The following is a 12,980-nucleotide window of genomic DNA, read 5'->3' on the forward strand; positions in this document are numbered from 1 at the left end:
CGCGGTCGTGCGGCGGCATCATCCAAGACCGAGTGATGGCACCCCGATCATAGGAGGAGATGCCATGCTTCGTTATCTTCTGGCTGCTCTTGCGGTCTTTGTCCTGCTCACCGTCAGCCTCGTTCCCGACGATGCTTTCGCTCGTCGCGGTGGTGGCGGCTTTCATGGCGGCGGAGCGCGTGCAGGCGGCTTTCATGGCGGAGGTTTCCGCGGTGGTGCTGTTCATGCTGGCCGCATCCATGGCGGGCATCGCGTCGCCAGAGGTGCGCGCCCTGCTCATCCGATAGCCGGTCGTCCCGGCCGCTATCCAGTCGCAGGTCGCCCGGGCCGTCCCGTCGCCGGTTATCCGGGATATCGTCCTGGTTACGGCTGGGGCCGCGCGGCCTATGGCGCCGCCGCGGTTGGGGCCGCAGCAGCGGGCGCTTACGGCGCTTACGGCTACTACAACAATGGCTGTTATCAGGACACCTACGGCAATTGGGTCTGCCCGCACCAAAACCCGTATCGCTATTGAGCGATCGGCGGCAGCATCAGGCCCCTAGCGGCCTGATGCTGCTCAATAGCGCTGCGCGACGAAATTCATTTCCTTGAGGCTGACCTGGTCGTTGTAGCGTCCCTTGTCGGAGCGGTTCGGCAGCTTGATCTTGTCCTTCTTGATGCGCTTGTAGGGGATGGCGCCGAGAAGGTGGGCGATGCAGTTCAGCCGCGCCCTTCGTTTGTCGTCAGAGCGGACGATGTACCAGGGCGCATCCTTCGTGCTGGTCTTCTTCAGCATCAGGTCGCGCGCGCGCGAATAGTCGTACCATCGGCGGAAGGATTCCAGGTCCATCGGACTGAGCTTCCACTGCCGGACCGGGTCGTCGATGCGGGCCTTGAAGCGGCGCTCCTGCTCGTCCATCCCGACCTCGAGCCAGATCTTGATCAGGATGATGCCGCCGTCGATGACGTATTTCTCCATCTGCGGGCACAGGTTGAGGAAGCGCTCGTGCTCGGCAGGGGTGCAGAAGCCCATGACGTATTCGACGCCGGCGCGGTTGTACCAGCTCCGGTCGAAGATCACGATCTCGCCGCCGGCCGGAAATCGCTCCATATAGCGCTGGAAGAACAATTGCGTCTTCTCGCGGTCGGATGGCGCAGGGAGGGCGACGACCCGGAACACGCGCGGGCTGACCTTCTCGGTGATCGCCTTGATGGTCCCGCCCTTGCCGGCGGCGTCCCGGCCCTCGAACAGGATGATGACCCGGAGCTTGTTTTCCCGCACGTAGTCCTGGAGGTGGCACAGTTCGACCTGAAGCTTCTCGAGCTCCTTCTCGTAATCCTTCCGCTTCATCCGCTCCGCAGCTGCGTCCTTGGCCATCCCGATCCTTCCGTTGCTAATCGTCCCAGGATATGGTCACCCCGATGTCGCCGGGCACGCCGCCGGGAAAATCGATGATCTGATAGGCGATGCGATAGCCGCGCGGTTTCAGGTAATCGGTCCAGAGCTGGAAGATTTCCTTGGGGATGCCGGTCAGGGTGTTCTCCCAGCCCTTCTCCATCTGATTGATGGCGCGGCCCTTGTCAGTGCACAGCGAATTCGGGAAGCGATAGACCAGCACTTCCGTGAGGCCGTTGCGCACCGCGCGCTGGATAATGGTCGAGGCGAGCTTGATCTTCTCCTCCTCGGTCTTGCCCGACGGCTTGCTCAAGCGCTCGATCAGGGCGCGCTTCTCGGCCTCGGCCGCAGCGGCAAGGCGCACATATTCATCCGCCTTTTCGGCCTCCTTGAGGGCTGCTTCCTTACGAATCTGGGCGGCGCTGGGGATGAGATCGTCTAGGCCGGGCATGGCGGGCGGCTCCTCATGATTATGCGATCGGCATGCAGCAGACGCTAGGTCGCCCCAAACGCGCTCCCTTGACTCAAATCAAACAAACGCGAACATACCCGAACACAGTGCTGCACATGCACGTTTTGACCGGGAGAGACCTTTGAGCGAGCAGCTTCATCCGATGGCACCTCATCATCTGCCGTTCTATCTCGCACCGGGGAGCGGGACCGATACGCTGATGGTGGTGATGGGCGTATTCCTGATCGGGGCCGTGCTCTGGGTCGGCACGCTCTATTGGAAACTGCACAGCCTGCCCGAGCGGATGGCGCACAAATCGCAGAAATTGCAGTTCGAGCTCGTTGCGGTGCTCGGCCTGATCTCGCTGTTCACGCACATGCACATCTTCTGGGTCGCCGGCCTGCTCCTCGCGCTGATCGATCTTCCGGATTTTGGCACGCCGCTGCGCAGCATCGCCGGATCCGTCGAGAAGATCGCCGACGCCACGCCGTCCGCCGATGCGAGAGAAATCCAGCCAGAGGCAGCAGCCGCGCCATCTCCTTCTGACAAGCCGGGACCTGCCAAGGAGAGGGAGCACAGTCATGCTTGAGCTGCTGATCTGCTCCCTGGTCACGATCCTCCCGGACTACCTCTACCGTCGCTACGCTCAAGGCAAGCGCTTCGGCAAGGAAATCACCTTCTTTTCAGTCTGGTACGAGCTGCGCTGGGGCATCACCGCCTGCCTGATGCTGACGGTCTCGCTCATCACCATGATCTTCTACTTCCATCCGGCGACGTCGTCGGCGACGCTGTACTTCCGCACAGTGCCGATTCTGCCTGAAGGCTCGGGCCGTGTCGCCGAGGTAAAGATCGGCTTCAGCGCGCCGGTCAAGAAGGGCGACGTGCTGTTCACGCTCGACAGCTCCAAGCAGCAGGCCGCCGTCGAAACGGCCAAGCGCAAAGTCGCGGAGGTCGATGCCGCCATGCAGACCGCGCAGGCTGACGTGGTCAAGGCCGAGGCGCAGCTCGGGGAGGCGAAAGCGAACCACCAGCAGGCGAAGGACGAGCTCGAGGTCAAGACCGAGCTCCAGCGTCGCAACCCCGGCATTGTTCCGCAGCGTGACATCGACAAGCTCCAGGTGCTGGTCGATCAGCGACAGTCCGGCATCGACGCCGCGACGGCGGCGAAGCAGTCGGCCTCCCTGCAGGTCTCAGTTCTGCTGCCGGCCCAAAAGGCCAGCGCCGAAGCCGCGCTCGACCAGGCACAGGTCGAGCTCGACAAGACGTTTGTGCGTGCCGGCGTCGATGGCCGGGTCGAGCAGTTCCTGGTTCGCCCCGGCGACGTCGTCAACCAGCTGATGCGCCCCGCCGGCGTTCTCGTTCCGGAGGGAGCGGGCCGCAAGGCGCTTCAGGCCGGTTTCGGCCAGATCGAGGCGCAGGTCATGAAGGAGGGCATGATAGCGGAAGCGACCTGCATCTCGAAGCCCTGGGTGATCATCCCGATGGTGATCACGACGGTGCAGGACTACATCGCGGCGGGGCAGTTTCGCTCCGGCGAGCAGCTAATCGATCCGCAGAATGTCGTCCGCCCCGGCACGATCCTGGTCTTTCTGGAGCCGCTTTACAAAGGCGGCCTCGACGGTGTCACACCGGGCTCGAGCTGCATCGTCAATGCCTACACCAGCAACCACGAGGAGATCTCGGCCAAGGACACCCCGACCAGCCGGAAGATCGCGCTGCACGTCGTGGACGCCGTCGGCCTCGTCCATGCGCTGCTGCTGCGCATTCAGGCCTTGTTGCTGCCGATCCAGACACTCGTGCTGAGCGGCGGCCATTGAAGCGCAAGAGGAGGACGGACAAGGCGAGTTCGCCGAAATTCGTCCTCGCCTGCCGTTTCGGTCGCCTGCGCTGGTCCGCGCGGTCGGAATTCTCGCGGCGAGTGTGCAAGCATTGACGCATGTCAAGCAAGACGATCGCCGGCGCATCTCAATGTCCTTCATCCGAGGAGGATATGAGATGAGATCAACACCAACCCTTCGTACCACATTGTCTGGCTTCGGCACGGCTCTGTTGCTGGCGGCGGCCTCGCCCGCGCACGCCGATGATCCGGCCAAGATCCTGAAATCGATGACGGACTATCTGACCAGCCAGAACACCCTGTCCGCCTCGTTCGACAGCGACATCGAGATCATCACGCCCGAACTTCAGAAGATCCAGTTCGCGAGCTCCGGACAGGTCAAGCTGGGCAGGCCCGACAAGCTCCGCGTCAGGCGCACCGGCGGCTATGCGGATGTCGAGCTGGTTTATGACGGCAAGACGCTCTCGCTCTACGGCAACGACGCCAAATCCTACATGCAGGCCGAGATGGCGGGCACGGTGGACCAGATGATCGGCGAGATGCAGGCCCATTCCGGGCTCGGCATGCCCGGCACCGATCTGCTGCTCACCAACGCATTCGAGGAACTGATGGGTACGGCCACCGACGGGAAGCATATCGGGCAGGGTGTGGTCGACGGCGTCGAGTGCGAGCATCTCGCATTTCGCACGCCCGACACCGATTGGCAGATCTGGATCGAGACGGGCGCCAAGCCGGTGCCGCGCAAATACGTGATCACCAGCAAGACGGTGACGGGCGCACCGCAGTACACGTTGCGGATCAGGGACTGGAAGACCGACGCATTTGCCGAGGACACCTTCGTGTTCAAGCCACCGGCCGGCGCCACCAGGATCGACATCAACTCGGTCGCGATGGCGGAATTCGACGAACTTCCCCCGGGCACACCGACAGGAGCCAAGAAATGATCATGCTGCGAAAGACTTTGATCGGCGCGGCCGCGATGGTCGCCTTTGCCGCCGGACTGTCCTGGAATGGTGCACCTGGCATCGGCGAGAGCAGCTTCCTTTCGGAAGCGCAGGCGAGGGTTGGACGCCCGCTCACGCCCATGAGCTATGCCGGCGTCGCGCGTCGAACAACACGCCGAGCGGTTGCGGTTGGCGCCGCGGCGGGAGCCGCCGGCGCCTATTATGCGCCCTCCTGCGCGCAGGTCGTGGACGCCTATGGCCGCGTCGTCACGCGCTGCTGAGGCTTCCCGGGGGCTGTCCGTTTGGTGCGATCCCGGCTAAAATTGTCGGAGGTCGCAGTCGGCGAAAGCTGCGGGGAGTGGAGCTGAGCGGGCGCATGTCCACAGATGCGGTCAGGCCGGTTACGGCTGCGTGGCTTTGTCTCGGCCTCTTGCTCGCCGCGTGCACGCTATGCGGCCCTGCGCGCGCGCAATCGGCCACGGCAACGCGCAGCGAGCCCAAGCGTGTGTTGATGCTGCATTCCTTCGGGCGTGATTTCTTGCCCTGGAGCGAGTACGCACGCAGCATCAAGACCAATCTCGAGGAGCGCTCTCCTTGGCCGCTCGATATCCAGGAGCATACGCTTCTTGCTGCCAGGTTCATCGCGCCAGGCCCTGACGGGCCCTTCGTCGAATATCTTGGCTCGCTGTACGAAGGGCGGCCACCTGATATCGTGATGAGCATTGGCGGACCGGCGGCGGGATTCGTGCAAAGGCATCGCGAGAGGCTGTTTCCGAAGGCGCCAATGGTCCTCACGACAGTCGAGGAACGATTGGTCGACCGCGCACGCCTGACCAGGAATGACGCGGTAGTGTCAGTCCGTAACGAATTTGTCACGGCCTTCCGCAACGTTCTGCAGGTGCTGCCGGACACGCAGACGATGGCCCTTGTCATCGGCGCGTCTGCGTTGGAAAAATTCTGGCTCGAAGAGGTTAAGAGGGACGTCAAGCCGCTCGAAGACCGAGTTTCGTTCGTTTGGTACGGGGATCTGTCGTTCGAGGAGATCCTGAAACGGGCGTCGACGCTTCCACCGCACACGGTTCTGTTCTGGGGGTTGATGTCGGTCGACGCGGCGGGTGTCATTCATGATGGAAAGTTTGCCCTGCATCGCCTTCATGCCGTCGCGAACGCCCCAATCTTCTGCTTTGAGGAGTCGTTTTTCGGACGCGACATTGTCGGCGGTCCGATGCATTCAATTCCTGAACTCGGCCAAAAGACCGCCGATGCGGCACTCCGAATTCTGGGCGGCGAAGAGCCTGCAAACGTCAGAATTGAACCGATCGAATATGCCCCTCCTAAATACGATTGGCGGGAGTTGCAGCGCTGGGGCATCAGCGAGAGTCGCCTGCCTCCGGGAAGCACCATTCTGTTTCGCGAGCCGACTATCTGGCAGCGCTATCGCTGGCAGATGCTGATGATCTCGGCCGTGTTCCTGGTCCAGGCCGGACTCATCAGCGGGCTTCTGCACGAGCGTCGCCGCCGGCGGGTTGCGGAAGTCGAATCGCGTCAGCGGCTGACGGAGCTCGCCCACGTGAACCGGTACTCGGCCGTTGGCGAGCTGACGACCTCGATCGCGCATGAATTGAACCAGCCACTCGGATCGATTCTGACCAATGCCGAAACGGCAGAGCTCATGCTCAGGGCTGCCCAGCCTGATCTGGTCGAGATCCAGCAGATCCTCGCTGACATCAGAAGGGACGACCAACGGGCGAGCGAGGTGATCCGCAGGCTGCGCAGCATTCTGAAAAAGACCCCGTTCGAGGTCAAGAACATCGAACTCAACGATACGGTGCGCGAAGCAATCGGTCTCGTGAAGGCGCTCGCCCAGGGGCGCCGGATCACATTGAGTTATCTTCCGGTCATGGCCGCCCTTCACGTCAAGGGCGATCCGGTCCAGCTTCAGCAGGTCATGCTCAACCTGATCATCAACGCGATGGATGCGATCTCCGACGCCGACACCGGAAAGCGGGAGGTCAGCGTCGCGACCCTGCGTGCCGGCAATCAGGCCGAAATCAGGATTGCCGACACCGGGCCTGGAATACCCGCCTCCGACCTCGCAAGCCTGTTCGATCCGTTCTTCACGACCAAACCGCATGGCATGGGCATGGGGCTTGCGATCGCCAGAACCATCATCGAAGCCCATCACGGCACGATCGCCGCGGCGAACCAGCCGGCGGGAGGCGCACTGTTCACGATCCGGCTCCCGGTCGCGCGCTGAGAGATGATCCGCGGGCTGTCACGGCCAAAATCCTCGTCGAATGGTCGTGCGTCCGTGCGCTGCGGCAGCCTCGACGGCCTCGTTTCGTTGATCTCGATCAACAAACGCCTGCGCCCCGGCTCGATCCTCCCACACTGGAAGTCCGGAGGGAGGATGTGATGTTTCGTTGCGGCAACACCCTGATGGCGCTAGTGCTTGTGATGGCGACTTCGGTCGCTGCAACGGCGCAGACCACAACGACATCTGCAGCGCCAGCGCCAGCGCCGCAGGCGCAGCCCGCGAGCCCGCCGATGCCCACGGCCGAGCTCCTGAAGCCCGAGCAGCTTGAGGCCCTGGTTGCGCCGATTGCGCTTTATCCGGACGAGCTCCTCGCCAATGTACTGGCTGCATCGACCTATCCGCTGGAAGTTGTGCAGGCCGATCGTTGGCTGAAGGATCGCAAGAGCCTGAAGGGCGATGCGCTGAAGACGGAAGTGGAGAAGCAGGGCTGGGACGACAGCGTCAAGGCGCTGGCCAGCACCGCCGACGTCCTCGCAATGATGAGCGACCAGCTCGACTGGACCAAGAAGCTGGGCGATGCCTTCCTCGCGCAGCAGCCCGACGTGATGGACGCGATCCAGCGTCTGCGCACCAAAGCCTATGACAACAAGAAGCTCGTCACCACCAAGCAGCAGAAGGTCAGCGTCCAGTCTCAGGAGGGCAAGCAGGTCGTCGTCATCCAGCAGGCCGATCCCGCGGCGATGTACGTGCCGTATTACGACCCGGCGACGGTCTACGGCAGCTGGCCCTATGCGGAGTATCCGCCGTATTATTGGGGCTACCCATCCTATATCGGCGCCGGCATGGTCGCCGCCGGTATCGCCTTCGGCACGGCCTGGGCGATCGGACGCTGGGGCAATTACTGGGGCGGCGGCTGCAACTGGGGCAACCGCAACGTCTATGTCAACCATCGCACCACGAACATCGCCAACGGCTGGCAGCACAATCCGGCGCATCGCGGCGGTGTACGCTACAACAATAGCAATGTTCAGCAGCGCTTCGGCAACAACAATCTGAAGGCCGGCGTGTCGGACCGGATGGATTTCCGCGGCCGCGACGGCAACCAGGTGCTGCGCCCCGATCAGGGTGCCGGGGACCGGGCGGGAGATCGTGCGGGGGATCGCGGCGGCCAAGGTGATCGCGCCGGCAATCGCGGCGACCGTCCGGGCGCAGGTGATCGCCCCAGCGCAGCTACGCGCGACCGGCCCGGCGGCGGCGATCGTGCCGGGGCTGGTGATCGTGCCAAGGGTGCGACCAAGGGCAGCGGCGATCGCGCCAAGGCTGCGAACCGCGCCGGCGGCGGTGCGGCCAACCGTGGCGGCGGCAATCGCGGCGGCGCCATGAACGTTTCCTCCGGCCGTTCGGCTGCCGCAGCATCCGCGCGCGGCCGCGCCAGCATGGCGAGCATGCCGCGCGGTGGCGGCGGCGGACCAAGCTTTGCCGGCCGCGGCGGCGGTGGCGGAATGGCGATGCGTGGCGGCGGTGGAGGAGGCGGCTTCCGCGGCGGCGGCGGCCGGCGTTCCGACATTGCGCTGAAGCATGATCTCGTCCTGCTCGGTCACCTCTCGAATGGCCTTGGCTATTATCGGTTCAGCTATATCGGCAGCCACAAGGCTTATGTCGGCGTGATGGCGCAGGAGGTCGAGCAGGTCATGCCCGATGCAGTGACCCACGGCAGCGACGGCTATCTGCGCGTCCATTACGAAAAACTCGGACTGACGTTCCGCACCTATCGCGACTGGCTCGCCGGCGGCGCGAAGATTCCAGCGGAGGTGATGCCATGACCGGTCTGAAATCGTTTAGCCATGCGCTACTGCCCGGCGTCGTCGCGCTCGCGCTGCTCGGATCGCCCTCTCTCGCGCAGGAATCCTACAAGACACCGGAAGAGGCCGCCTCTGCGCTTGCGGCCGCGGTGAAGAGCGGCCCGAAAGACATCTTGAAAGTGCTGGGCAGGAACGCGGAGGACATCGTGTCGTCCGGCGACGAGGTCGCCGACAACGACATTCGGGCGCGCTTCAGCTCCATGTATGATACCAAGCACGTCATCAAGACAGAAGGCAACAAGACTGCGATCCTGATGCTCGGGCCGGACGACTTCCCGTTCCCAATTCCGCTGGTCAACACCAGGACGGGCTGGGCGTTCGACACCGACGAAGGACGGATCGAGGTGCTGCGTCGCCGTATCGGCCGCAACGAGCTCGACGCGATCCAGACCATGCTCGCCTATGTCGATGCGCAAAACGAATATGCCGACAAGGACCGCGGCGAGGGCGCGGGCGTCTACGCGCAGCGCATCGTCTCCTCGCCCGGCAAGAAGGACGGCCTGTTCTGGCGCGACGACAGCGATCCGAGCCCGCTCGGCGCGCTGGCGGCCGAGGCGTCACGGGAAGGCTACAACGCAGCCGATGTCGGGCCTGCGCCGTATCACGGCTACTATTTCCACATCCTGAAGGGGCAGGGCCCGGATGCGCGAGGCGGTGCGCTCAACTACGTTGTCAAAGGCAAGATGATCGGCGGCTTCGGCCTGATCGCCTGGCCGGCGGAATACGGCAATTCGGGCGTCATGACCTTCCTCGTCAATCATGACGGCGTCGTCTATCAGAAGGATCTCGGCAAGCGCACCGAGTCTATCGCGCAGCGCATCACGCTGTTCGATCCCGACCAGACCTGGAAGAAGGTCGATGCCGCAAAACCCTGAGCCGCGCGTGCGCGGGCGCGCATTTCGCCTGATCGCGCTGCTCCTGCTCGCGTTCGGGCTGACCATGCCGGCGACGCCGTCCTTCGCGCAAGCAGCCGGTCAGGTCAGAGTGAAGATCGTCAAGGCAGGCCTCCTGGTCGGCGGTGGCGCCGGCAGCGGCGTGTTGACGTACCGGGGCAAGACCTATCCCTTCAAGATCAGCGGCCTGAGCTTCGGCATCACGATCGGTGCAACGGTCGGCCGTCTCAACGGCTGGGCATCCGGTATCCGGGAGATCAGTGATTTCGCCGGCACCTACAGTTCCGTTGGCGGCGGCTTTGCGCTGGTCGGCGGTGCCAACGGTGTGCACCTCCGCAACGAAAAGGGCGTCACGATGGTGCTGCAAGGCCCCAAGGCGGGATTTGAGCTGGCGGCCAATATCAGTCAGATCACGATCGCTTTGAGGTGAGGCTCAGTCCGGCGGCGCGGACCCAAGCGAGAGCGACAGGTGCACCGTTGTCGGATCGTCACTCCGCGCAAGCTTGAAGCCCGCCTTCGCGAATACGCTGCGCATGGGCCTGTTGTCGGACAGAACCTCGGCCGTGAGCTCTCGTACGCCTTGCTCGCGCGCGATGTCTGTCAGGTGCCTCAGCAACAGGGAGCCCACCCCGCGGCCTTGCCAGGCATCCACCACCATGAAGGCCATCTCGGCCCGACCGGGCTCGACGATAACGTACCGGCCGCCGCCGATAACGGTGTCTCGCCCCTGTTCTTCGACGAGAGCGGCCAGCGCAACGTGATTGCTGAAATCCACGTCCATGAAGAAGGTGCGCTCCTTCTCCGAGAAATGCCGTTTCAAAATGAAGAATCGGCTCTGCAGCGACTGCGGCCCGGTACGCGCGATGGCAGCGAGCATATCCGCCTCGTCGCTGCCGCGAAGCGCGCGGATCTGGATCGAAGTGCCGTCCTTCAGGACGGTTTTCACGCTGTAAGTTGCTACTTGTGACATGCCGATGTCATTCGTCCGAAGCCGTCGGCTCAAACCAGACGCGTCTCACGCCTTATAATGCAGGATAAACGCCTCCCAAGCGAGCAGATCATCTTGACCTAGATCAACGTTCGTCCTCGCACAGCGCCGTCAATTGGCGAAAGCGACGGAGAGGTCGAGGACATGTCCATGGACAAGGTACAATTTCCGGGAGGTCCCATGTCGGGGCTGATCGCCTCGGCAGTCGAATACCTGGTCGATGCGGGACAGCGCAGTGTCCTATTCCTGGATATCATGCGCCGGCGCGGGGATCAGTACAGGGAGCATGTCGCGAAAACCGCCCCGCATGTTCTGCAATACGCGGCCGAATTGATCATGGACGGGCGCCAGCTCGCCGAACCTGTCAATTACGCGCTGGTGCGCATCGTTCCGCCTGACAACGTCGAGATCGATATGGAGCGGCGGCCGTTCGTCGTGGTCGATCCGCGTGCGGGCCACGGCCCCGGCATCGGCGGCTTCAAGGCGGATAGCGAGATCGGGGTGGCGATGAAGGCAGGTCATCCCTGCTACTTCATCGGATTCCTGCCTGACCCCATGCCCGGTCAGACCATCGAGCGCATCGCGCGTGCCGAAGCCATCTTTATCGAAAAGGTCATGAGCCTTCACCCAGATGCCGACGGCAAGCCCTGCGTGATCGGCAATTGCCAGGCCGGATGGGCCGTCATGATCCTGGCCTCGCTGCGTCCCGAACTGTTCGGCCCGCTGATCATCGCCGGCGCGCCGCTGGCTTATTGGGCCGGCGTGCACGGAAAATATCCGATGCGCTACTCGGGCGGGCTCTTGGGCGGAAGCTGGCTAACGGCCCTGACCTCTGATCTCGGCGCCGGTAAGTTCGATGGTGCATGGCTGGTGCAGAACTTCGAGAACCAGAACCCCTCGAATACGCTCTGGACCAAGCAGTACAACGTCTATTCCAAGGTCGACACCGAGGCAGAGCGGTACCTTGAATTCGAGCGTTGGTGGGGCGGCCACGTCAACCTGAACGCCGAGGAGATTCAGTTCATCGTCGATGAGCTGTTCGTCGGCAACAATCTCGCCGCCGGCAACATCGAAATGTCCGATGGCCGGAAGGTTGATCTCCGCAACATCAGATCCCCGATCGTGGTGTTCTGCTCCGAGGGCGACAACATCACGCCGCCGCAGCAGGCGCTGCACTGGATCCTCGATTGCTATGCCGATGTCGATGAGATCAGGGCCTATGGCCAGACCATCGTCTACACCGTGCACAAGAGTATCGGCCATCTCGGCATCTTCGTCTCCGGCGGCGTCGCCAAGAAGGAGCACGCGGAATTTTCAAGCAACATCGACCTCATCGACGTTCTGCCGCCGGGGCTCTATGAAGCAACATTCGAGGCGAAGGATGAGGAAACCGCAAGTTCGGATCTGGTCGTCGGCCAGTGGGTGATGCGCTGCGAAGCGCGGACGCTCGACGACATCCGCGCCATGGGCGGCAATTCGCCCGAAGACGAGCGACGCTTTGCCACAGCCAAGCGGATCTCGGAAATCAATCTGGCGGCCTACCAGAAATTCGTCCAGCCATGGCTCAAGCGCGTGGTGACGCCGCAGATGGCGGAATGGGCTCACAACATGCATCCGCTGCGGCTGCAATACGAGCTGTTCAGCAGCCAGAATCCTTACATGGCGACGGTAAAATTATTGGCCGAGAAGGCCGCCGAGGAGCGCAAGCCGGTCGCTGCGGACAATCCGTTCCTGGCGTTCCAGGAGCAGATCTCGAAGCAGGTCGTTCACGCCCTCGACAGCTGGCGCGATTCACAGGAAGCGCTCAGCGAAGCGATGTTCCTCAGCGTCTACGGGTCCCCGACGCTCCAGGCGGCCGTCGGGATCGATCCGACGTCCACGCCGTCGCGTCGGCGTGAGATGTCCGCCGAGCATCGCACCATGCTCGAGAAGCGCATTGCCGATCTGAAGTCGCGGATCGGTGAGGGCGGCCTCCGTGAAGCGGCGCTGCGCGCTTTGCTCTACGTCGGGTCGGCACGGGGAATGGTGGACGAACGCAGCATTGAGGCTCTGCGCCAGATCCGCCGGGATCATGGCGGCGCACGCATGTCTCTTGCCGAGTTCAAGATGCTGGTACGCGAGCAGTTCTTTATGCTGTTGCTCGATCGAGAATGGGCGCTCGCCGCAATACCGAAATTGCTGCCTGAAGACATGCACGTTCGTCGTGCAGCATTTGAAGCGATCGAGCAGGTGCTTTCGGCCAGTGCGGATGTCACGGGCGAGCGCGCAAACCGGCTGCGGCAGATCGCCGGCCTGTTTGGCCTCGACACCGCGGAAGGTTCCGAAAGGGCGTCGAACGTCGCTCCTTTCGATCCCAAGGCGAAGGCGTCGTAA

The 12,980-nt window shown here is 63.1% G+C and carries 13 protein-coding genes; 10 read left to right on the forward strand and 3 right to left on the reverse strand.

Features of this window, described 5'->3' with window-relative positions:
- The first annotated feature begins 64 nt into the window (after nt 1-64).
- Nucleotides 65-514 carry a hypothetical protein gene (locus BRAD3257_RS10295; protein WP_122401724.1) on the forward strand — a complete coding sequence of 150 codons (450 nt, stop codon included), beginning with the start codon at nt 65-67 and terminating at the stop codon, nt 512-514.
- 42 nt (nt 515-556) lie between these two features.
- Here BRAD3257_RS10295 and ppk2 read toward each other — a convergent pair whose 3' ends face one another.
- The gene (gene ppk2 / locus BRAD3257_RS10300; protein ID WP_122401725.1) at nt 557-1,357 is read right to left on the reverse strand and encodes a polyphosphate kinase 2; all 801 of its coding nucleotides are present in this window, start codon (nt 1,355-1,357) and stop codon (nt 557-559) included.
- A 16-nt stretch (nt 1,358-1,373) separates the two neighbouring features.
- A complete protein-coding gene (locus BRAD3257_RS10305) occupies nt 1,374-1,826 on the reverse strand; it encodes a hypothetical protein (protein WP_025035470.1) in 453 nt (150 codons plus the stop codon).
- A 163-nt stretch (nt 1,827-1,989) separates the two neighbouring features.
- Here BRAD3257_RS10305 and BRAD3257_RS10310 point away from each other — a divergent pair, with 163 nt between their 5' ends.
- The 8 genes from BRAD3257_RS10310 to BRAD3257_RS10345 all read left to right on the forward strand — a co-directional run bounded on the left by BRAD3257_RS10310 (nt 1,990) and on the right by BRAD3257_RS10345 (nt 10,049).
- Nucleotides 1,990-2,415 carry a hypothetical protein gene (locus BRAD3257_RS10310; protein WP_122406479.1) on the forward strand — a complete coding sequence of 142 codons (426 nt, stop codon included), beginning with the start codon at nt 1,990-1,992 and terminating at the stop codon, nt 2,413-2,415.
- Nucleotides 2,408-3,643: an HlyD family secretion protein gene (locus tag BRAD3257_RS10315; RefSeq protein ID WP_122401726.1), complete on the forward strand. Its 1,236-nt coding sequence runs from the start codon at nt 2,408-2,410 to the stop codon at nt 3,641-3,643. The genes BRAD3257_RS10310 and BRAD3257_RS10315 overlap by 8 nt, the downstream gene beginning before the upstream one ends.
- A 178-nt stretch (nt 3,644-3,821) precedes the next feature.
- On the forward strand, nt 3,822-4,607 hold the full coding sequence (locus BRAD3257_RS10320) for a DUF2092 domain-containing protein (RefSeq protein ID WP_122406480.1): 786 nt from the start codon (nt 3,822-3,824) through the stop codon (nt 4,605-4,607).
- Nucleotides 4,604-4,888 carry a hypothetical protein gene (locus BRAD3257_RS10325; protein ID WP_122401727.1) on the forward strand — a complete coding sequence of 95 codons (285 nt, stop codon included), beginning with the start codon at nt 4,604-4,606 and terminating at the stop codon, nt 4,886-4,888. The genes BRAD3257_RS10320 and BRAD3257_RS10325 overlap by 4 nt, the downstream gene beginning before the upstream one ends.
- 95 nt (nt 4,889-4,983) lie before the next feature.
- Nucleotides 4,984-6,864 carry a sensor histidine kinase gene (locus BRAD3257_RS10330; protein ID WP_122406481.1) on the forward strand — a complete coding sequence of 627 codons (1,881 nt, stop codon included), beginning with the start codon at nt 4,984-4,986 and terminating at the stop codon, nt 6,862-6,864.
- 158 nt (nt 6,865-7,022) lie between these two features.
- Nucleotides 7,023-8,687: a DUF3300 domain-containing protein gene (locus BRAD3257_RS10335; protein WP_122401728.1), complete on the forward strand. Its 1,665-nt coding sequence runs from the start codon at nt 7,023-7,025 to the stop codon at nt 8,685-8,687.
- Complete coding sequence (locus BRAD3257_RS10340) at nt 8,684-9,601, forward strand: DUF2950 domain-containing protein (protein WP_122401729.1); 918 nt, start codon at nt 8,684-8,686, stop codon at nt 9,599-9,601. Before BRAD3257_RS10335 ends, BRAD3257_RS10340 begins: the two co-directional genes overlap by 4 nt.
- Nucleotides 9,585-10,049, forward strand: a complete 465-nt coding sequence (locus tag BRAD3257_RS10345; protein ID WP_122401730.1) for a hypothetical protein — start codon at nt 9,585-9,587, stop codon at nt 10,047-10,049. Before BRAD3257_RS10340 ends, BRAD3257_RS10345 begins: the two co-directional genes overlap by 17 nt.
- 3 nt (nt 10,050-10,052) lie before the next feature.
- On the opposite strand, the gene BRAD3257_RS10350 is transcribed toward BRAD3257_RS10345, so the two are convergent.
- Nucleotides 10,053-10,589: a GNAT family N-acetyltransferase gene (locus BRAD3257_RS10350; protein WP_122401731.1), complete on the reverse strand. Its 537-nt coding sequence runs from the start codon at nt 10,587-10,589 to the stop codon at nt 10,053-10,055.
- Between the two features lie 162 nt (nt 10,590-10,751).
- Between BRAD3257_RS10350 and BRAD3257_RS10355 the strand changes: the two genes are divergently transcribed.
- Entirely contained in the window at nt 10,752-12,980 is a 2,229-nt protein-coding gene (locus BRAD3257_RS10355; protein WP_122401732.1) for a DUF3141 domain-containing protein, read from the forward strand.

Origin of the sequence: Bradyrhizobium vignae, from assembly GCF_900324035.1 — a bacterium.
In the GTDB taxonomy this organism is placed as follows: Bacteria; Pseudomonadota; Alphaproteobacteria; order Rhizobiales; family Xanthobacteraceae; genus Bradyrhizobium; species Bradyrhizobium vignae.